Here is a 20,050-nt window from a genome sequence, read left to right as displayed (position 1 = left end):
GGTCGGCTCTACCACAGGCAGGACCTTCGTCCCATGCCATGAGCGTTGCACGGTGCGATGATCGGGATCTGCCTTCCCGGGAACCTGTACTCGTGAAAACCCGCCTCGCCGTTGCTCTGCTGATTGCCCTGTCCGCCCCCACTGCGGTCGCTCTGGCCGCGCCGCCCGCTGCCGCTCCGGCCAGCGTGGCCGCTGAATCGCCCGCCGATGCCGCCTTCCGCGCGCTGTATGAAAAGGAATGGAAGTGGCGCCAGGACGGCGGCGGCGAAGCCAGCGAGGACGAGGATGCGCCGGCCAATGCCACGCGCATGCCCGATGTCGGCCCGGCCGCCCAGCAGGCCCGCCTCAAGGTCTGGGACCAGACCCTGGCCGACCTGAAGAAGATCGACGTCAAGGCGCTGTCGGCCGACAACCAGGTCAACTACGCGATCTACCGTGACCAGGTGTTCAACCTGGCCGAAGCAACGCGCCTGCGTACCTACGAGATGCCGTTCAATTCGGATTCCTCGTTCTGGTCCAACCTGTCCTTCATGGCCCGGCGCGAGATGAAGACCGCGCAGGACTACCGCAACTACATCGCCCGCCTGAATGACGTGCCGCGTTACTTCGGCCAGCAGACCGACAACATGCGCGCCGGTCTCAAGCGCGGTTTCAGCGTGCCGCGTGCGGTGCTTGACGGCCGCGAGGTGTCCATCGCCACCGTTGCCGAGCTGAAGGATCCGACCGCCTCGCCGTTGTACGCGCCGTTCAAGAAGCTGCCCGCCAGCATCCCGGCCGCCGAACAGGCCGCCCTGCGCCAACAGGCCAGCGCCGCCATCGGCGGCAAGGTCGTGCCGGCGTTCCAGCAGCTGCGCACCTTCTTCGTCAGCGAATACGTGCCGCAGGCGCGTACCACCCTGGCCGCCGAAGCCATGCCGGACGGCAAGGCGTTCTACAGGCAGCAGATCCACGAATACACCACGCTGGACCTGTCGCCCGATGAGATCCACCGCATCGGCCTGGGTGAAGTGGCGCGCATCCAGAAGGAGATGAACGACATCATCCAGCAGGTGCAGTTCAAGGGCAGCTTCGCCGAGTTCCTGACCTTCCTGCGCACCGACCCGCAGTTCTATGCCAAGACCCCGGAGGAACTGCTGTCGCACGCTGCCTGGATCGCCAAGCGTGCCGACGGCCAGCTCGGCAAGTACATGACCCTGCCGCGCGCCCGCTTCACCATCGTGCCGGTACCGCCGGACATCGCGCCGTTCTGGACCGCCGGCCGTGGCGGCATGGGCACCTACTGGGTCAACACCTACAACCTGCCCTCGCGCCCCCTGTACAACCTGCCCGCGCTGACCCTGCATGAGTCCGACCCGGGCCATGCGCTGCAGGGCGCAATCGCCTCCGAACAGAAGGATCTGCCGGAGTTCCGCCGCAACGCCTACATTTCCGCCTATGGCGAAGGCTGGGCGCTGTACTGCGAGAAGCTGGGCGTGGAAATGGGCATCTACGAAACCCCCTACGAGGATTTCGGCCGCCTGACCTATGAAATGTGGCGCGCCGCGCGCCTGGTCATCGACACCGGCGTGCACAGCAAGGGTTGGACCCGCGCGCAGGCCATCGCCTACCTGCGCGACCACACCGCGCTGAGCGAGCATGAAGTGACCACCGAAGTGGACCGCTACATTTCCTGGCCCGGCCAGGCACTGAGCTACAAGCTGGGCGAGATCGCCATCGTGCGCCTGCGTGCGCAGGCTGAAAAGGAGCTGGGTGACAGGTTCGACATCAAGGGCTTCCACGATGTGATCCTGAGGCAGGGCTCGGTGCCGCTGCCGGTGCTGGAACAGCAGGTCCAGGCCTACATCGCCGAGCGGAAGAAGGCCTGACCGGGCACGCCGCCGGGCATGGCCCGGCGCTACCGGAATGCACACAGGGGTAGCGCCGGGCCATGCCCGGCGAGCCCCTGCGATTGTGTAACGGCGCCACCGGCCGCTACATTCCGGCAGATGCTCCGCTTCGTGCGCCGCCGACCGTCGTTCCTGCTCCGCCTGCTGATGCTGGTGGTGGTGGCGTGCGGCACCGTGGGCGGTGCCACCGCGTCGGCGCTGGGCGAACTGCACGAAATGGCCCACCAGGATCATCCGGCTGCGCCGCATGACGCGGCCGGGTTCGAGTCCGGGCACGATCCGGACGATACCAACGCACGCCTGCTGCATGCGCTCGTGCATTGCGGGCATTGCCACGGGCAGGGCGGCATGCTGCCGTTCGCACTGGCCAGCTGGGAACTGCCAACGCCGCCTTCGGCAGCCGCGCCGACCACGGTCGAGCCCGACGTCCGCCCCGCGCCGCTGGAATCGCTGCTGCGCCCTCCGATCCAGGCCTGATCGATCGCCCGCCATGCGCGGGCCCTCTGATCCTGTCCTGCGTTTTCCGGAGTATTTCCCATGTGGATCCGCCTGGCCGCCTTCGCGGCCCTGGCGATCGCGCCGTGCGTGCACGCACAGGCGCCATCGTCGCTTGACCCGTTGACCCTGGACGCGGCCGTCGACCGCGTCGCCCGCACCCATCCCGACCTGCGCCTGCCCACGCTGCAGCGCCAGGCCGCACAGGCGCGCCTGGACGGCGCCGCCTTCAAACCCGCGCTGGTGTTCGGCGTGGACATCGAGAATGCGCTGGGTACCGGCGCCAACCGTGGTTTCGATGCCGCCGAAACCACGGTGACATTGGCCGGTGTCCTTGAGCGTGGCGGCAAACTTGATGCCCGCCGCGCCGTGGCCCAGGCCAACCTCGATGCACTGGCCCCCCAGCGCGAGATCACTCGCCTGGATCTGCTGGCCGAGACCGCGCGCCGCTATCTGGCCATCTCCGCGGCCAGTGCGCAGTACCGCATTGCGCTGGACGACATTGAACAACGTCGCCGCGCGGTGGCCGCCGCGGGCCTGCGCCTGCAGGCCGGTGCTTCGCCAGCCTCGACGCTGATGACCGCGCAGGCGGCCCTGGCCCAGGCCGAGCTGGACCGCGACCGCGCCGGGCAGGCCGGGCACGCGGCACGCATGGCCCTGGCCGCGCTGTGGAATGCGCGCGAGGTGGATTTCGAGGCGGTGACCGGCGACCCGATGCAGCTGCCGGCCCTGCAACCGTTCCAGGCCTTGGCCACGCTGCTGGCGCAGACGCCGGAACTGGCGGTGATCGCCAACGAGGCGCGCGTGCGTGAGGCGCAGCTGCAACTGGCGCGCAGCCAGCAGCGCAGTGATGTGTCGTGGCAGCTGGGGGTGCGCCACCAGCGCGAACGCGGCGACACCGCCTTCGTGGGCGGCTTCAGCATGCCGCTGGGCAGTGCCCGCCGCGCTGAACCCGAGATCCGCGCAGCGCAGGCCGAACTGGCCATGAGCGCGGTGGAACGCGAGGCACGCGCCCTGCAGCTGTACGCCACTCTGGCCGAAGCGCATGGCCGCTACGCCACCGCGCGGCTTGAGGTGCAGCGCATGGGCAGCGACGTGCTGCCGCAGCTGCAGAAAGCCGAAAAGGTCGCCGAAACCGCCTGGCGTGCAGGTGCCATCAGCTACCTGGAATGGGCGCAGCTGCAGGCCATGCGTATCGAGGCGCGCCAGCGCCAGCTTGACGCCGCCCTGTCGGCACAGACCGCCCTGATCGAAATCCAGCGCCTGAGCGGGCAGCCGCTGCTGGCCACCCCTGCTGAAGGAACCCTGCCATGAAGGCCTCCGATACCCTGATCCGCCTGGCTGCCGTGTCCCTGCTGCTGGCCGCGCTGACCGCGTGTGATGGCAAAGCACCGCCGCCGGAGTCGGCCGCCGCCGATGGCCACGATCATGCCGAAGGTGAAGACCATGGCGACGAAGACGCCGCCGAGCGCACCACCATCACCGCCGCGCAGGCCAGGGACGCGGGCATCGTCAGCGCCGCCGCAGGCCCCGGCACCATTGCCGACGAGCACGACGTGCAGGGCCTGTTGGCGCCCGTGGATGGCCGCACTGCGCAGGTCACCGCACGCTTCCCCGGCCCGGTGCGTGCGCTGCGCGCCAACGTTGGCGACCGCGTGCGTGCCGGCCAGCCGCTGGCCAGCATCGACAGCAACCTCAGCCTGACCACCTACAGCGTGGCCGCCCCGATCAGCGGCGTCGTGCTGTCGCGCCTGGTGCAGGTGGGGGCGGTGGCGGCAGAAGGGCAGGTGCTGTTCGAGATCGGTGATCTGTCGCAGCTGTGGGTGGACCTGCACATCTTCGGTGCCGACACCCAGCACATCACCGCCGGTGTACCGGTCACCGTCACCCGCATGACCGATGGGGTCAGCCAGACCACCACGCTCGAACGCGTGCTGCCCGGTACCGCCACGGCCAGCCAGAGCACGGTGGCGCGGGCCAGCGTGGACAACCGCGATGGCCTGTGGCGCCCGGGCGCGGCGGTGCGTGCGCGCATCGTGGTGGCCAGTACCCCGGCCAGCATCGTGGTGCCGTTGACGGCCCTGCAGACGCTGGATGGCAAGGACGTGGTGTTCGTCCGCGACGGCGATACCTACACCGCTCGCCCGGTCACGCTGGGTGCACGCGACGCCGGCCAGGTCGCGGTGAATGCCGGGCTGCGCGCAGGCGAACAGGTGGTGGTCGAGCAGAGCTACACGGTGAAGGCCGATATCGGCAAGGCGGGGGCCAGCCATGAGCACTGACCTCGCTCCACGTCCCGGCGTGCTGGAACGCATCATCGCCGGAGCCATCGCACACCGCTGGCTGATGCTGGCCCTCACCCTGGTGCTGGTACTGGTGGGCAGCTGGAGCTTCACCCGGCTGCCGATCGACGCTACACCGGACATCACCAACGTGCAGGTGCAGGTGAACACCGCTGCACCGGGCTACTCACCACTGGAAAGCGAACAGCGCATCACCTATGCGGTGGAAACCGCGATGGCCGGCCTGCCGAAGCTGGACCACGTGCGTTCGCTCTCGCGCTATGGCCTGTCGCAGGTCACGGTCGTGTTCAAGGATGGCACCGACCTCTACTTCGCCCGCCAGCAGGTGGCCGAGCGCCTGCAGCAGGTACGTTCGCAGATTCCAGCCGGCTTGGACCCGCAACTGGGGCCGATCGCCACCGGCCTGGGCGAGATCTTCATGTACACCATCGATGCCGATCCTACGGCGCGCAAGGCCGATGGTACGCCGTACACCGCCACCGACCTGCGCACGCTGCAGGACTGGGTGATCCGCCCGCAGCTGCGCAACGTGCCGGGTGTCACCGAGGTCAACACCATCGGTGGCTTCCAGCGCCAGGTGCACATCACCCCCGATCCGGCACGGCTGCGCGCGCTGGGCTTCACGCTGGAGGATGTGGCCAGCGCGGTCGAAGCCAACAACCAGAATGTCGGCGCCGGTTACATCGAGCGCAATGGCCAGCAGTTCCTGGTGCGCGTTCCCGGCCAGGTGGCCGATCTGCAGGAGATCGGCAACATCGTGCTGGACCGCCGCGAAGGCGTACCGATCCACGTGCATGACGTGGCCGAGGTAGCCGATGGCCCCGAGCTGCGCAGTGGCGCGGCCACGCAGAACGGCCATGAAGTGGTGATGGGTACGGTGGTGATGCTGGTCGGGGCCAACAGCCGAGAGGTGGCGCAGGCTGCGGCGGCCCGGCTGCGGCAGGCACAGGCCAGCCTGCCCAAGGGCGTGACCGTTACGGCCAGCTACGACCGCACCGCACTGGTGGACCGCACCATCCAGACCGTCGCACGCAACCTGCTGGAAGGCGCGCTGCTGGTGATCGTGGTGCTGTTCGTGCTGCTCGGCAATGTACGCGCGGCACTGATCACGGCAGCGGTCATTCCGCTGGCAATGCTGTTCACGCTCACCGGCATGGCGCGCGGTGGCGTATCGGCCAATCTGATGAGCCTGGGCGCGCTCGACTTCGGCCTCATCGTCGATGGTGCGGTGATCATCATCGAGAACTGCCTGCGCCGGTTCGGCGAACGCCAGCACGCATTGGGGCGTGACATGACGGTGGCCGAACGCTTCGCCGAAACCGCCAGTGCCACCGCTGAGGTGATCCGGCCCAGCCTGTTCGGCCTGGGCATCATCACCGCGGTGTACCTGCCGATCTTCGCGCTGACCGGCGTGGAAGGAAAAATGTTCCACCCGATGGCGATCACGGTGGTGCTCGCACTGACCGGTGCGATGCTGCTGTGCCTGACCTTCGTGCCCGCCGCCATCGCGATGTTCCTCGGCGGCCGCGTGCAGGAAAAGGAAAACCGCCTGATGGCCTGGCTGCGCCGGCGCTACCAGCCGCTGCTGGCGTTCACCCTGCGCCGCGGGGGCTGGGTGGCCGCCGCGGCAGTGGTGCTGGTGCTCGGTTGCGGCGTGCTGGCCACGCGGCTGGGCAGTGAATTCGTGCCCAGCCTGGACGAAGGCGATGTGGCGATGCATGCCATGCGCATTCCCGGTACCAGCCTGGCCCAGTCGGTGCAGATGCAGGTGCAGATCGAACGCCGCCTGCTGCAGGTACCGGAAGTGGCCAAGGTCTTTTCCAAGATCGGCACGCCGGAAGTGGCGTCCGACCCGATGCCGCCCTCGGTGGCCGATACCTTCATCATGATGAAACCCCGCAGCCAGTGGCCGGACCCGCGCAAGCCACGGGCCACGTTGCTGGCCGAACTGGAAAAGAGCGCCGAACAGCTGCCGGGCAACAACTACGAGTTCACCCAGCCGATCCAGATGCGCATGAACGAGCTCATTTCCGGCGTGCGCGCGGATGTGGCGGTGATGCTCTACGGCGATGACCTGGACACGCTGCGGCAGGTTGGCCAGCGCCTGCAGAAAGTGGTATCGGCCGTGCCCGGTGCGGCCGATGTGCGGTTGGAGGAAACCAGCGGCCTGCCGCTGCTGACCGTGCTGCCGGACCGGCAGAAGCTGGCCGGCTACGGGCTCAACCCCGGCCAGGTGCAGTCCACCGTGTCCGCGGCGGTCGGTGGCCAGGTGGCCGGGCAGCTGTTCGAGGGCGACCGCCGCTTCGACATCGTGGTGCGCTTGCCGGAGAAGCTGCGGCAGGACCCGGCAGCATTGGCCGACCTGCCCATTTCGCTGGAAACCGCGTTGGCCGGAGGCAATGCCGATGAACTCAGCCGTGGCCAGGCCACCGGAAGCGGCATGGCCCGCACGGTGCCGCTGCGCGAACTGGCGCGCATCGAGAACAGCGAAGGCCCGAACCAGATCAACCGCGATAACGGCAAGCGCCGCATCGTGGTCACCGCCAACGTCCGCGATCGTGATCTGGGCAGCTTCGTGGCCGAACTGCAGCAGGCGGTACAGGGCAAGGTCGAGCTGCCGTCCGGCTACTGGGTCGACTATGGCGGCAGCTTCCAGCAGCTGATTTCGGCCAGCCAGCGCCTGGCGGTGGTGGTGCCGGTCACGCTGGTGCTGATCTTCGCGTTGCTGTTCTGGGCCTTTGGTTCCGGTCGCGATGCGGCCATTGTGTTCACCGGCGTGCCGCTGGCGCTGACCGGGGGTGTGCTGGCTCTGGCCCTGCGTGGCCTGCCGTTGTCGATTTCGGCGGGGGTGGGCTTCATCGCGTTGTCCGGCGTGGCAGTACTGAACGGACTGGTGATGATCAGCTTCGTGCGCCACCTGCGCGAACAGGGCCGGCCGCTTACCGACGCTGTCCGCGACGGTGCGCTGGGCCGGCTGCGGCCGGTGCTGATGACTGCGCTGGTGGCCTCGCTGGGCTTCGTGCCGATGGCCTTCAATGTCGGCGCCGGTTCGGAAGTGCAGCGCCCGCTGGCCACCGTGGTGATCGGCGGCATCGTGTCTTCCACGCTGCTCACCCTGCTGGTGTTGCCCGTGCTGTACCGCTGGCTGCACCGTCGCGAGCCCTGACAGGAGGGGTCAGACCTCTTCCGCAGGGAAAGGCTCTGACCCCATCCATTCAAGCGGGTTCGGGTGGGTGCAACATCAAAAGGCTCTTCGCCCAGCGCGGTGATGAGCGTATTGAAGTGCAGGGCCGTCATGCAGTGGGCTTCGATGATGGCAATGCCTGCCTGGCCACCGGCGTGGCCGGGCTGGTGGAGGTGTTGGGCTGACGCGCATTGTTGTGGAGCCGAGCCCACGCTCGGCCGCTCTTCGCCGATTCCCGCCAAACCCGCGCTGTGCGCGCCAGCCGAGCATGGGCTCGGCTCTACCGGCATGCGAAAATCACCACAGTACGCAACAGGAACCATCGCCCCACATGAGTCGCATCGTCGCACTGGATACCGAAACCACCGGTATTTCCCATCGCATGGGCCACCGGGTCATCGAAATCGGTGCGGTGGAACTGATCGATGGCCAGCTCACCGGCCGCCAGTTCCACACTTACCTGCAGCCACAGCGCTCGGTGGACTGGGGCGCGCAGCGCGTGCATGGCATCAGCGATGCGATGCTGGTCGGCAAGCCGCTGTTCTCCAGCAAGGCTGCCGAGCTGCTGGAATTCCTGCGTGGCAGCGAGATGGTCGCGCACAACGCCACCTTCGATGTCGGCTTTCTCGACAACGAACTGCGTCTGGCCGGTATTCCTGGCAGCCTGGCCCAGTACTGCCGCATCACCTGCAGCCTGAAGCTGGCGCGGGGGCGCTGGCCTGGACAGGGCAACAAGCTGGACGATGTGCTGCAGCGCCTGCGTATTCCTGGCAACCGCGGCCTGCATGGCGCGCTGAAGGATGCGCACCTGTTGGCGCAGGTGATTCCGCACCTTCGTTGATACGGCAACAAGCGCTTCAGCCGAGCATGGGCTCGGCTCTACAGGGTCTGAAACCTGCGCTCTATCATCGCGACCGCAGTGGCCACCCCATCTTCGCCAGCCATCGCCGCGCCCAGTGCAGCGGCACGCGCACGTGCAGCGCCGTCCTCGGCGAACACAATCGCCGCTCTCAGCGCAGCCGTATCCAACTGCGTCGGTGACAGTGGCGCGGGTGCAACGCCCAGCGCCTGCAGGCGTCGGGCCCAGAAGAACTGATCGGCGGCAAACGGCATCACCAATGAAGGAATGCCAGCGCGGCAGGCCGAATGGGTGGTGCCGCTGCCGCCATGGTGGATGGCCAGCGCGCAGCGTGGGAACAGCGCTTCATGCGGCGTCGGATCGAGCACGAACACGCTAGCCGGCAATGCACCTGAAGGCAGTCCAGCCCAGCCCGGAAACAGCAGCACGCGGCGCGGCGCCAGCGCCTGCAGCAGCGCCGGCAGCACATGCTCGCGGTCGAACCCGGTCATGCTGCCAAAGCCGAGATAGACCGGCGGCGGGCCGCCGTCGAGGAAGGCCTGCAACGTCGCCGGCGGCGACCAGGGTTGTTCCGGCATGCGCCATTGGCCGCACACCTCGTGGTCGGCGGGCCAGTCTGCGGGCGGCGGCAGCAGGTGCGGGGAAATGCCATACAGCATCGGCAGGCCAGTCCACAGCGTGCGACGCGGTGGCTGCCCCAGCGTGGCGCGCGCCGCGTTGATCGGTCCGCGGAAGGTGCGCCAGACCGTCTGGTTGACCAGCCCGTAGCTGGCCCGGCGCAGGACGCCGGGGAGCGGCATCGGCGGCAGGAAGGGCGAGGCGAACGCGCGCGACGGGGTCAGCGGGATCATGCCGGTGCCGATCGCGGGCAGCCCACGGCGCTCGGCCACGCTCAGCCCCACCAGGGCGGCCAACCCGCCGGTCAGCACGGCATCGCAGCCGGCGGCGGCCGCGTCGGCCTGCGCCATCCAGGCCGGCACGTGGCGGCCTGCCATCCGCGCCAAGCCGCGCGACGCGGCGGCCAGATGGTTGCCGCGTGCCACCAGCGCCACCACGTCGTCGTGGATGTCGCCTTCCAGCGCCGCATGCGGCACACCCAGATCACGCGCGCTGCCCAGCGTGCCCTGTTCGGCCAGCAGCATCACCTCATGCCCAGCCTGGCGCAGCCCATGGCACAGCATCACCAGTGGCCGGGTGTCGCCTTCGGTTCCATAGGTCAGGGCCAGCAGTCGCATCGGGGGCTCCACATGGGAGGCCAGTATGGCCAGCCCGGTCATGAACAGGACGTGCGCCGTTCAGCCCACGCCGCCCACGCCTGTGGGTAACTTGCGCAAGTGCTTGAACCCATGCATAATGCGCGGCTCGCTGTGTCCGGTTTCCGACCGGGCGGCGCCCCCGGGAGCACGTCCCCGGCCGCCCAACGCCAGCGTAACCCTTTGATTCTCTTGACGTGTGGTGGGCAACCACCGAGGCCGCCGTCTCCCGGGCTACGGGCTGACACAACCATGCGGATCCATCCGCAGGAGCCTGGCCATCCATGGCCAGACTTTCCAGAAAATCTATCGAGGTGCGCAATGTCCCGCGTATGCCAGGTTTCCGGCAAGCGAGTGCAGACGGGTAACAACGTCTCGCACGCCAACAACAAGACCCGTCGTCGTTTCCTGCCCAACCTGCACGAGCGCCGCTTCTGGGTTGCCAGCGAAAACCGCTGGGTGAAGCTTCGTGTTTCCGCGCATGCACTGCGCACCATCGACAAGAACGGTATCGATTCCGTTCTGGCTGAGCTGCGTGCGCGCGGCGAAAAGGTCTGAGGAGTAGACGATCATGGCAGGCAAGCGCGATAAGGTCCGTATGATTTCGACCGCCGGTACCGGTCACTTCTACACGACCGACAAGAACAAGAAGAACACCCCGGGGAAGATGGAATTCTCCAAGTACGATCCGGTCGTGCGCAAGCACGTCCCGTACAAGGAAGGCAAGATCAAGTAATCCGCGCGGATTGCTGGTCGCTTCCGAAGAAACCCGCCCTCGTGGCGGGTTTTTTTGTGCCCGGTGTTCCTGTGGTGGGTGCCAACCATCCCAACCCCGGTAGAAGCCAGCCAGCCCAATCCCGGTGGGTGCCAACCGTTGGGCGCCACGTCGCCCGCCCGGTAGGTGCCAACCGTTGGTTGGCACGTCGGTCGAAGGCTGGGCAGAATGGCCCATCACCTGCCGACGGACGACGCGATGCTGTTCGAGTGGTTGCTGGGTTCGTACCTGCTGCTGATCGACTGGCTCATCCGGCTGGTCGCGCTGTGCTGGATCCCCACCCGTACCACGCCGGGGGCGGCGCGCAGCTGGCTGCTGCTGGTCGGCTTCGTGCCGCTGCTGGGCCTGCCGTTGTACCTGCTGTTCGGCCACCCGTGGCTGTCGCGCGAACGCATCCGCCGGCAAGCCGAGGCATCGCAGGTCATCCGTGAGGAACAGGCGCTGCAGCGCCGCCTGCGCTGGACACCGGAGGCCGACACCGCCAGCGCCGAAATCGTGCCGCTGGTGCAGCGGCAGGGCGATTTCATGCCGGTGCACGGCAATGCCGTCGATCTGCTCACCGACTACGACGAATCGCTGCATACGCTCATCGCCGATATCGACCAGGCCGAGGATCGTGTCCACCTCCTGTATTACCTGATGTTCGATGACGCCGTGGGCGAAGCCATCGTCGAGGCCCTGCAGCGCGCCGCAGCACGTGGCGTGCAGTGCCGCGTGCTGCTGGATGCAGTGGGCGCCAAACGCGGCCTGCGGGCCTACCGCAAGCGCCTGCAGGCGCGCGACATCGAAGTACGGGCGATGCTGCCCGGCGGCCTGCGCTGGCGCCGCAGCGGGCGCATGGATCTGCGCAACCACCGCAAGATCGCGGTGATCGACAACGAAGTGGCCTACGTCGGTTCGCAGAACCTGGCCGGTCCCCGGTTCGTGCCTGGCCACCCCAACCGTGAACTGGTCGCGCGCGTGCGCGGGCCGGCGGTGGCCCATCTGGAGGCGGTGTTCGCCAGCGACTGGTACATGGAAACCGGCCAGCGCCTGGAGGTCATCACCGATGTGCCGGTGTGCGGTGATGACATCGCCACCCAGCTGCTGCCCAGCGGCCCGGCCTACCCGTACAGCAACGCGCGTGATGCAGTGGCGGCGATGATCCACCTTGCACGGCGGCGCCTGGTGATGGTCACCCCGTATTTCGTGCCCGACGAAGCGACACTGAGCGCACTGCGCATCGCCGCGCTGTCCGGCGTGCAGGTGCAGCTGATCCTGTCGGCCAGCAACAACCAGCGGCTGACCTCTTGGGCGCAGGAGGCGTACTACGACGAACTGCTGCGCTGTGGCGTGCAGATCGCGCTGTACGAGCCGCAGTTCCTGCACGCCAAGCACATGAGCGTGGACGAGGACATCGCCGTGCTCGGTTCGATCAACATGGACATCCGCTCCTTCGCGCTGAATGCCGAAATCGGTCTGATCTGCTACGACCGCACACTGGTACAGCAGCTGTGTGCCATCGAGGATGACTACCTGCGCCAATCGCGCATGCTGGACCTGGAGCAGTGGCGCAAGCGCCCGGCCTGGCGCCGCAGCCGCGAAGGCATCGCGCGGCTGGCTGATGCGTTGATGTGAGTGCACGGGCCACCGCCGTGGAAACGGCCCGATGCGGCCACCCAGGCCGTCACCCGCCATGGCCTACAATCGGTCCATGACTGATTCACCGCGACATGGCGAACTGGACCTGGCGATCATCGGTGGCGGCGCGGCCGGCGTGCTGGTGGCGATCCAGGTGCTGCGCCAGGCCCAAGGGCCGCTGGCGTTGGCCCTCTTCGAACCGGCCTCGCTGCTGGCCCAGGGCATTGCCTATGCCACGCCGTGGCCGGAGCACCTGCTGAACGTGCCGGCGGCGAAGATGAGCGCCTTCCCCGACCAGCCCGGCGATTTCCTCGACTACCTGCAGGCCGTCAATGCCTGCCCGGGCGAGGCCCGCGAGCTGCTGGGCGAGCGTTACGTAAGCCGCCACCACTTCGCCGCCTACCTGCAGCAGCGCCTGCAGGACGCGGTGGCTACCAGCCCGGCGCAGCTGCAGGTGATCGCGCAGCCGGTACTGGGCCTGCAGCCGGATGACCACGGCTACCACCTGCAGCTCGGCGATGGCAGCACGCTGCACGCGGCGCAGGCGGTCGTTGCCACCGGCAACAGCATGCGTCCGCTGCCGGTGGTCGGCGCCGATGCGCTGCCTGCCGACGACGTGGTCGAGGCCTGGGACTATGACGGCGTGCGTACGCTGGCCGGTGCCCACGCGCTGGCCATCGTCGGTTCCGGCCTGAGCATGGCCGACACCGTGCTGGCCCTGATCGCCGCCGGCCATAGTGGTCCGCTGCACGTGATCTCGCGCCACGGCCTGTTGCCGCTGCCGCACGCGCATGGCGTGCTGCCCGAATTCGACCCGGCCGCGCTGCTGCCGATGACCCTGCGCCAGCGTGTGCGCGCCCTGCGCGGCTTCGCCCGGCAGACGCAGGCCGATGGCCAACCGTGGCAGGGCGTGATGGATCGCATCCGCCCGCATGGCCAGGCGCTGTGGTGCAGCCTGGACGAGGCCGACCAGCGACGCTTCCTGCGCCATGTGGTGCGCTATTGGGATGTGCACCGCCACCGCATCGCCGAGGACGTCGATGCCCAGCTGCAGGCCCTGCAGGCCAGTGGCCAGCTGCAGCTGCACCGTGCCCGGCTGCAGCGCATCTGGCGTGAAGGCGACGCGCTTCACCTGTCCGGTCGCGATGCTGCCGGTACCGAACAGCAGTGGATGATCGCCGCGGTGGTCAACGCCACCGGCGTCGAGACCCGCGCCACCGCGCTGCGCAACCCGTTGCTGCAGCAGTTGCTGGCAGACGGGCTGGCCCGCCCCGGGCCGCATGGGCTGGGACTGGACAGCAGCGTGCCCGGTGACCGCCTGTGCAGCGCCCGTGGTGCCGCGCAGGCGCGGCTGGGCGTGCTCGGCAGCCTGCGCATCGGCAGCCTGTGGGAAAGCCTGGCCGTGCCTGAACTGCGTCAGCAGGCGCAGGCACTGGCTGCGCAGGTGGTCGCAGGAGCCGCGACGGCGATGCCGTAAAATGGGGGCATGGATGTCTCCCACCTGCTCGATGGCCTGAACCCGGCCCAGCGCGAAGCTGTCTCCGCTCCCCCCGGCCACCACCTGGTGCTGGCCGGTGCCGGTTCCGGCAAGACCCGCGTACTCACCCACCGCATCGCCTGGCTGCATGAAGTCGAAGGCGTGCCGACCCATGGCATTTTTGCGGTGACCTTCACCAACAAGGCCGCTGGCGAGATGCGTCACCGCATCGACGCGCAGCTGCCCAACGGCAGCCGCGGCATGTGGATCGGCACCTTCCACGGCCTGGCCAACCGCCTGCTGCGCCTGCACTGGCAGGACGCCAAGCTGCCTGAAGGCTTCCAGGTGATGGATTCGGACGACCAGCTGCGGCTGGTCAAGCGCGTGGTGCAGGCGCTGGAAATCGACGACAGCAAGCACCCGCCCAAGCAGATTGCCTGGTGGATCAACGAACAGAAGGATGAGGGCCGCCGCCCGCAGCACATCCAGCCCGAGCCGCATGATGCGTGGCTGGAAACCATGCGCCAGGCCTACATCGAATACCAGGCGCGCTGCGACCGCGCCGGCCTGGTCGACTTCGCCGAGCTGCTGCTGCGTGCGCACGAACTGCTGCGCGACAACCCGCCGCTGCTGGCGCACTACCGAGCGCGCTTCCGCGAAATCCTGGTGGACGAGTTCCAGGATACCAATGCCATCCAGTACGCCTTCGTGCGTGTGCTGGCCGGGCACGAAGGCCATGTGTTCGTGGTGGGCGATGATGACCAGGCCATCTACGGCTGGCGTGGCGCCAAGGTCGAGAACGTGCAGGGCTTCCTGCGCGATTTCCCCGGCGCGCAGACCATCCGCCTGGAACAGAACTATCGCTCCACCGCCAACATCCTCGGCGCGGCCAACGCGGTCATCGCGCACAACCCGGACCGCATCGGCAAGGAACTGTGGACCGACAGCGGCGACGGTGAGCCGATCGATCTGTACGCGGCCTACAACGAGATGGACGAGGCCCGCTACATCGTCGAGCGCGCGCGCCAGTGGGTGCGCGATGGTGGCAGCTACACCGAAGTGGCCGTGCTCTACCGCAGCAACGCGCAGTCGCGCGCGCTGGAAGAAGCGCTGCTGAGCGAACAGGTGCCGTACCGCGTGTATGGCGGCATGCGCTTCTTCGAGCGTGCGGAAATCAAGGACGCGCTGGCGTATCTGCGCCTGTTGTCCAACCGCAACGATGATGCCGCCTTCGAGCGCGCGGTGAACACGCCCACCCGCGGCATCGGCGAGCGCACGCTGGATGAAGTGCGCCGTGAGGCGCGCGCGCAGGGCATTTCGCTGTGGGAGGCCACCATGCTGGTCACCCAGGGCACCGCGCTGGCCGCCCGTGCGCGTAATGCGCTGGCCGGCTTCCTGGTGCTGGTGAACGAGCTGCAGGCGCAGACCCTGCACATGACCCTGGCCGAGCGCGTGGACCATGTGCTGTCGCGCTCGCAGCTGCGCGAGCACTGGAGCAAGGAAAGCCGCAATTCACTGGATTCGGAATCGCGCACCGACAACCTCGACGAACTGGTCTCGGTGGCCTCGCGCTTCCTGCGCCGCACCGACGACATCGAGGAAGTGGGCGAGGACATGGACGAGCTGGTCGCGTTCCTGGCCTACGCCGCGCTGGAGGCCGGTGAAGGCCAGGCGCAGGCGGGCGAGGAGGGCGTGCAGCTGATGACCCTGCACTCGGCCAAGGGCCTGGAATTCCCGCTGGTGTTCCTGGCCGGCATGGAAGACGGCCTGTTCCCGAGCGCGCGTTCGCTGGAAGAAAGCGGCCGTCTGGAAGAAGAGCGCCGGCTGGCCTACGTGGGCATCACCCGCGCGCGGCAGAAGCTGGTGCTGTGCTACGCCGAATCGCGTCGCATCCATGGCCAGGACAACTACAGCCTGCCGTCGCGCTTCCTGCGCGAGATCCCGCGCGAGCTGCTGCACGAAGTTCGCCCGAAGGTGCAGGTCTCGCGGCCGGCCTCGCTGGGCAGCAGCCGGGTGATGGGCCACGCCTCCATCGAGGCACCGCCGCTGAAGCTGGGTGCGCTGGTTACCCATCCCAAGTTCGGCGAAGGCATGGTGACCGACTACGAAGGCAGCGGCGCCCACGCCCGCGTGCAGGTCGAATTCGCCGACGCCGGCAGCAAGTGGCTGGTGATGGCCTATGCCAACCTGACGGTGATCTGATCACCGGCGAGGGCGCGGCGGGACACCTGTAGAGCCGAGCCCATGCTCGGCTGCTTCTGCGGTGAAAATCAGCCGAGCATCGGCTCGGCTCTACAATAGGCCCCATATCTTCCAGGAATGCCCCCCATGACCGAACCGACCTTCCACGTCACCGTGAAGTTGAATGCCCGGCTGCAGCCCGAGCACCGCCACGAGCTGTTCGAGGACCCGCTCGATGCGCTGCTGCAGGCGGCGAAAGTGGGCGAACTGACCGGCGGTGGCACCGCGATCTCCGATCTGGGCGAAGTCGAGTACGGCGACATCGAAGTGGCGCTGGTTGACGTCAACGGTGTGCCGAAGCTGATCGATCTGCTGGAGCAGCTGGGTGCGCCCAAGGGTTCGCAGCTGCAGGGCGCGGGCGAGGCCGACCGTGCCTTTGGCGTGACCGAGGGCCTGGGCATCTACCTGGATGGCCTGAACCTGCCGGACGAAGTCTACGAACAGTGCGATTCCAACCACGTGTTCGAGCAGTTGTCGGAGAACATCGATGGCCTGGGTGAGATCTGCAGCTGGTGGCAGGGGCCGACCGAGACCGCGCTGTACATGTATGGCGAGTCGTTCGAGAAGATGCGTGATGCAATCGCGGCGTTCGTGGCCAGCTACCCGCTGTGCCAGAACGCGCGCATCGTGCAGATCGCCTGAGCGACGTGGTCGTAGAGCCGAGCCCATGCTCGGCTTCTTCATCCGCAGCCGACCATGGGCTCGGCTCTACACGAGAATGGCGCGGCGGGCGTCAATCGCTTGCCGCATTGATCCAGCTCAAGGCGCGGCCTGCACATCCGGTGTGCAATGGTGGCGTTCCCACACGGCAGACCGCCACGGAGCTCTATCATGTACACCCGCATCCTGATCGCCACCGATGGTTCCGAGCTGTCCGACAAGGGTCTGGCCAAGGGACTGGAGCTGGCCAAGGATCTCAATGCCGAGGTCGATATCGTGACGGTCTCCGAGCCGTGGGCGGTCGGCATGTATGACGCCATGGGCTGGAGCGTGGGCTACATGAACAGCCCCGAATACAAGGCCGACCGTGAGGAAGGCGCGCAGAAGGTGCTGCAGCCGGCGCTGGCCAAGGCCGCCGAACAGGGCATCCGGGCCAACCCGGTTCACGTGCTGGACCGCTATGCCGCCGACGGCATCATCGAGACCGCTGCCGAGCGCAACAGCGACCTGATCGTGATGACCTCGCATGGCCGCCGTGGCGTCACCCGCGTGCTGCTGGGCAGCCAGACTGCCGAGGTGCTGGCGCGCAGCACGCTGCCGGTGCTGGTCATCCGCTGATCCGCGCCCACTGATTCACGCCCACTGATTCAAGCGTCCCCGGGGAGGGGACCGGCGCCGGCATGCAGGATGTGTGCCGGCGCCACTTTTTTTCTTAGGGGCCTGTGCGCGCGCTCAGGCTGCAATGCCTGTGCCCGCCGTCTGCAGCATTGTCGCCACGTGGCTGGCGACATGCCGAAGTGTGCCAGGAAAGCCCGCTGGAACTGACGTTCGGACGCGAACCCCACTTCATACAGCAGCCAGGTGACGCTGCAGCCCGGATCTCGATCCAGGTGACGGTGCGCCAGCCAAAGCCTGCGCGTGCGGATGTAGCGCGCGACCCCGCCCTGCGGCTGGAACAACCGGTAAAGCGTGGGCCGCGAAAGGGCGAACGCGTCACGGATCATCCGCTCATCCAGGTCGCATTCGCCCAGATGGATATCGATGAAATCGACGATGCGCAGCAGGCGTGGGTCCAGCGCGCTGCCGTTGCAGATGCGCTGGTGCGGGCGGTGTGTACCCAGATCGTCGGCGAGGGCATGGACGACAGAGGTTGAGGTGTGATGGAAGCTCATGGTGATGCAGTCCCGGCCCTTCCCCAGGGCCTGTCAGACAGGTAACCGTCGAAAGTGGCGCAAACCTGTCACGACCCGTAGCGATTGCATCAGCTGTGCTGGCTGAGACGAAATGTCGGGGTGTGCTCCGCCGCCACGCCCAGACTTGATGCGCATCGACGCTGGCAGCTGCAGGCCGACCGACGTGTCCTGTCATCCATCGGAGTCCCCGGCCATGGCCTACAGCGAACGGTAGCCGCTGCTGGTTCTTGCCGGACATGTGCACCTGTGCCGACCTTGCGCGGGCAGCCTCGGGGTGGGGGTCGTTCGCTCTTGTGCATGTCCTGGGCGGTGGTTGATGGCCATCTGGTCACCAGGGCCGCTGTGCCGTGTCCGCGTTTTTTTCCTCGCGCCGAGCATGGCGCGTGGTCGCCGGCGCCTGGCCGCGATCATCCGTCATTGGAGAACGTACCTGTGTCGTTGAAGCTTTCACGTCTTGCCCTCGTGCTGGCCAATGCACTGCCCTTGGCGGCCTTTGCCCAGGTGGAACCTGCCGTCACCACGCCGTTGGCGGCGCTGCCCGGGGCAGCCGCGCGCGACGCCGCGCAGACCCTGCCCGTGCGGGGCTTCGTCGCCACCGAGGTGGGCGATCATCCGCAACGGGGCATCACGCCGCAGCGCATCCAAGCGCTGCTGGACGACTACTTCGCCCGCGTATGCAACGGCCACGACGTGGCCACCCTGGACATGGCGCAGCTGCAGGGCGCTGCCCAGGCCGTTACCGATGCCTACCGCGCCGCCGGCTTCCTGGTCAGCCAGGCCTACCTGCCGCCGCAGACGCCGGGCGCCGACGGGCGCATCGAAGTGCGTGTGCTGGAAGGCCGCATCGGCAAGGTGGTGGTGCAGGGCAACGACCGCTACCGCAGCCACACCCTCAGCAACGTCGCCGATCGCCTGCGCGGCCAGCCGCTGCGCAAGGCCGACATCGACAGTGCGCTGCTTTACGCACGCGACCTGCCGGGCGTGTCGGTCTCATCGGTGCTGCAGCCGGGCGAGAACGTGGGCGAGACCGACCTGGTGCTGGTCGCGCGCGAGAGTGGCAAGCCCTATGAAATCAGCACCAGCGTGGACAACCACGGCACCGAATTGACCGGTCGCGGCCGCGCCCAGGTCGGCCTGACCTGGAACAGCCCGCTGGGTCTTGGCGATGTGTTCGCTGCCAGTGGCAACTACAGCTTCGACCCGGAAGCGGCGCGCGGCGGCGCGCTGTCCTACAGCGTGCCGGTGCAGGCCGTGCAGGGCCTTTCGGTGCTGGCCGGGGCCAACCGCAGCGAGCTGGAGGTCAACCAGGGCGGCGGCTTGCGCATCAAGGGCCCGGCGGCGCAGAGCTATGCCGGTGCCGACTGGAAGTTCATCAACACCCCGTCTCTGCAGATGACCAGCTCGGCGCGCTACCTTCGCGAAACCTCGCGCTTCGAGATGCTGGGCTTCCTGCTTTCAAAGCAGAAGTACGACGTGGCCGAACTGGGCGTGAGCCTGCGCCACACCGATACCCGCTTCAACGGCATCAACCTGGCCCAGTTCAGCGTGCGTCGCTCGCTTGAGGATCGCTCCGCGCCGCTGGATGTGATCAACAGTACCCGCGACAGCCAGTTCACCGTGGCCCGCCTGGGCCTGCTGCGCATGCAGTACCTCAGCCGCAACCAGCGCGTGCTGGTCAAGTTCAATGGCCAGTTCAGCAACAACTCGCTGCCGGCGCTGGAACAGTTCCAGGCCGGTGGCAATGACAGCGTGCGCGGCTACGCGCAGGGTGAAGCGCTGGGCGACCGTGGCTGGTACGGCGCCGTGGAATACCACGTGGACGCGCCGGGTTTCGGTGAGCGCAGCTCGCCCTTCCGCGGTGTTCCGTGGCGCGAGGTGCTGGAGTTCGACGTGTTTGCCGACCAGGCGCGGGTGTTCGATGCCGACGGCACGCAGTCACCGCTGGACCTGGCGTCAGTGGGGGCCGGGGCCACGTTCCGCCTGCGCCACCTGAAGAACCTGGAACTGCGGCTGGCGGTGGCCAAGCCGACCAGCACCCTGCGCGCCAGCGATGGCGACGACCTGCGCGTGTATGCGCGTCTTGGCATGACCTTCTGAAGGACCG

16 protein-coding genes and 1 pseudogene are annotated in these 20,050 nt (G+C 67.7%); 15 read left to right on the top strand and 2 right to left on the bottom strand.

All coding sequences use genetic code 11. From position 1 onward, the window contains the following. Positions 1-92: 92 nt before the first annotated feature. The 7 genes and pseudogenes from ACQKDV_RS03710 (at position 93) to dnaQ (ending at position 8,709) form a co-directional block, all read left to right on the top strand. A complete protein-coding gene (locus ACQKDV_RS03710; RefSeq protein WP_427782436.1) occupies positions 93-1,865 on the top strand; it encodes a DUF885 domain-containing protein in 1,773 nt (590 codons plus the stop codon). Positions 1,866-1,997: 132 nt separating this feature from the next. Beyond that, positions 1,998-2,363, top strand: coding sequence for a hypothetical protein (locus ACQKDV_RS03705; protein ID WP_427782435.1), 366 nt, complete (start codon positions 1,998-2,000; stop codon positions 2,361-2,363). A gap of 60 nt (positions 2,364-2,423) precedes the next feature. Next, on the top strand, positions 2,424-3,695 hold the full coding sequence (locus ACQKDV_RS03700) for a TolC family protein (RefSeq protein WP_427782434.1): 1,272 nt from the start codon (positions 2,424-2,426) through the stop codon (positions 3,693-3,695). Further along, positions 3,692-4,663 (top strand): efflux RND transporter periplasmic adaptor subunit, encoded by a 972-nt coding sequence (locus ACQKDV_RS03695; RefSeq protein WP_427782433.1) that lies wholly within the window; start codon positions 3,692-3,694, stop codon positions 4,661-4,663. Before ACQKDV_RS03700 ends, ACQKDV_RS03695 begins: the two co-directional genes overlap by 4 nt. Before the next feature lie 19 nt (positions 4,664-4,682). Further along, positions 4,683-7,850 carry an efflux RND transporter permease subunit gene (locus ACQKDV_RS03690; protein ID WP_427782452.1) on the top strand — a complete coding sequence of 1,056 codons (3,168 nt, stop codon included), beginning with the start codon at positions 4,683-4,685 and terminating at the stop codon, positions 7,848-7,850. An 89-nt stretch (positions 7,851-7,939) separates the two neighbouring features. Beyond that, positions 7,940-8,035 (top strand): annotated as a pseudogene (locus ACQKDV_RS03685) (LysR family transcriptional regulator); the annotation flags it as partial. 164 nt (positions 8,036-8,199) lie between these two features. Further along, positions 8,200-8,709 carry a DNA polymerase III subunit epsilon gene (dnaQ, locus tag ACQKDV_RS03680; RefSeq protein WP_406233893.1) on the top strand — a complete coding sequence of 170 codons (510 nt, stop codon included), beginning with the start codon at positions 8,200-8,202 and terminating at the stop codon, positions 8,707-8,709. Positions 8,710-8,747: 38 nt separating this feature from the next. On the opposite strand, the gene ACQKDV_RS03675 is transcribed toward dnaQ, so the two are convergent. Then, on the bottom strand, positions 8,748-9,962 hold the full coding sequence (locus ACQKDV_RS03675) for a nucleotide disphospho-sugar-binding domain-containing protein (protein ID WP_427782432.1): 1,215 nt from the start codon (positions 9,960-9,962) through the stop codon (positions 8,748-8,750). 339 nt (positions 9,963-10,301) lie between these two features. On the opposite strand from ACQKDV_RS03675, the gene rpmB reads away from it, so the two are divergent. From rpmB to ACQKDV_RS03640, 7 genes are all read left to right on the top strand, one after another. Next, positions 10,302-10,538: a 50S ribosomal protein L28 gene (gene rpmB, locus ACQKDV_RS03670; protein ID WP_005411638.1), complete on the top strand. Its 237-nt coding sequence runs from the start codon at positions 10,302-10,304 to the stop codon at positions 10,536-10,538. 10 nt (positions 10,539-10,548) lie between these two features. Continuing rightward, positions 10,549-10,716 (top strand): 50S ribosomal protein L33, encoded by a 168-nt coding sequence (gene rpmG, locus ACQKDV_RS03665; RefSeq protein ID WP_170272460.1) that lies wholly within the window; start codon positions 10,549-10,551, stop codon positions 10,714-10,716. Between the two features lie 237 nt (positions 10,717-10,953). Next, positions 10,954-12,372, top strand: a complete 1,419-nt coding sequence (cls, locus tag ACQKDV_RS03660; RefSeq protein ID WP_427782451.1) for a cardiolipin synthase — start codon at positions 10,954-10,956, stop codon at positions 12,370-12,372. A 58-nt stretch (positions 12,373-12,430) separates the two neighbouring features. Next, positions 12,431-13,852, top strand: coding sequence for an FAD/NAD(P)-binding protein (locus ACQKDV_RS03655; protein ID WP_427782431.1), 1,422 nt, complete (start codon positions 12,431-12,433; stop codon positions 13,850-13,852). A gap of 9 nt (positions 13,853-13,861) precedes the next feature. Further along, the gene (uvrD, locus tag ACQKDV_RS03650) at positions 13,862-16,054 is read left to right on the top strand and encodes a DNA helicase II (RefSeq protein WP_427782430.1); all 2,193 of its coding nucleotides are present in this window, start codon (positions 13,862-13,864) and stop codon (positions 16,052-16,054) included. A gap of 126 nt (positions 16,055-16,180) precedes the next feature. After that, positions 16,181-16,735, top strand: a complete 555-nt coding sequence (locus ACQKDV_RS03645; protein WP_427782429.1) for a hypothetical protein — start codon at positions 16,181-16,183, stop codon at positions 16,733-16,735. A gap of 189 nt (positions 16,736-16,924) precedes the next feature. Next, positions 16,925-17,371 (top strand): universal stress protein, encoded by a 447-nt coding sequence (locus tag ACQKDV_RS03640; RefSeq protein ID WP_427782428.1) that lies wholly within the window; start codon positions 16,925-16,927, stop codon positions 17,369-17,371. A gap of 29 nt (positions 17,372-17,400) precedes the next feature. On the opposite strand, the gene ACQKDV_RS03635 is transcribed toward ACQKDV_RS03640, so the two are convergent. Further along, positions 17,401-17,925 (bottom strand): helix-turn-helix domain-containing protein, encoded by a 525-nt coding sequence (locus tag ACQKDV_RS03635; protein ID WP_427782427.1) that lies wholly within the window; start codon positions 17,923-17,925, stop codon positions 17,401-17,403. A 459-nt stretch (positions 17,926-18,384) separates the two neighbouring features. Between ACQKDV_RS03635 and ACQKDV_RS03630 the strand changes: the two genes are divergently transcribed. Continuing rightward, positions 18,385-20,043, top strand: a complete 1,659-nt coding sequence (locus ACQKDV_RS03630; protein ID WP_427782450.1) for a ShlB/FhaC/HecB family hemolysin secretion/activation protein — start codon at positions 18,385-18,387, stop codon at positions 20,041-20,043. Positions 20,044-20,050 lie beyond the last annotated feature (7 nt).

Source organism: Stenotrophomonas sp. NPDC077659, from assembly GCF_050268705.1.
GTDB lineage: Bacteria > Pseudomonadota > Gammaproteobacteria > Xanthomonadales > Xanthomonadaceae > Stenotrophomonas.
Note: the sequence above shows the minus strand (reverse complement) of the source record. Positions and strands in the feature narration are given on the sequence as shown.

Bases quoted from the DNA above. Each gene is read 5' to 3' on its own strand.
- rpmB (WP_005411638.1), top strand. From the start codon at position 10,302: ATGTCCCGCGTATGCCAGGTTTCCGGCAAGCGAGTGCAGACGGGTAAC.
- ACQKDV_RS03700 (WP_427782434.1), top strand. From the start codon at position 2,424: ATGTGGATCCGCCTGGCCGCCTTCGCGGCCCTGGCGATCGCGCCGTGC.
- uvrD (WP_427782430.1), top strand. From the start codon at position 13,862: ATGGATGTCTCCCACCTGCTCGATGGCCTGAACCCGGCCCAGCGCGAA.
- ACQKDV_RS03675 (WP_427782432.1), bottom strand. From the start codon at position 9,962: ATGCGACTGCTGGCCCTGACCTATGGAACCGAAGGCGACACCCGGCCA.
- ACQKDV_RS03635 (WP_427782427.1), bottom strand. From the start codon at position 17,925: ATGAGCTTCCATCACACCTCAACCTCTGTCGTCCATGCCCTCGCCGAC.
- ACQKDV_RS03655 (WP_427782431.1), top strand. From the start codon at position 12,431: ATGGCCTACAATCGGTCCATGACTGATTCACCGCGACATGGCGAACTG.
- ACQKDV_RS03645 (WP_427782429.1), top strand. From the start codon at position 16,181: ATGACCGAACCGACCTTCCACGTCACCGTGAAGTTGAATGCCCGGCTG.
- dnaQ (WP_406233893.1), top strand. From the start codon at position 8,200: ATGAGTCGCATCGTCGCACTGGATACCGAAACCACCGGTATTTCCCAT.
- ACQKDV_RS03695 (WP_427782433.1), top strand. From the start codon at position 3,692: ATGAAGGCCTCCGATACCCTGATCCGCCTGGCTGCCGTGTCCCTGCTG.
- cls (WP_427782451.1), top strand. From the start codon at position 10,954: ATGCTGTTCGAGTGGTTGCTGGGTTCGTACCTGCTGCTGATCGACTGG.
- ACQKDV_RS03640 (WP_427782428.1), top strand. From the start codon at position 16,925: ATGTACACCCGCATCCTGATCGCCACCGATGGTTCCGAGCTGTCCGAC.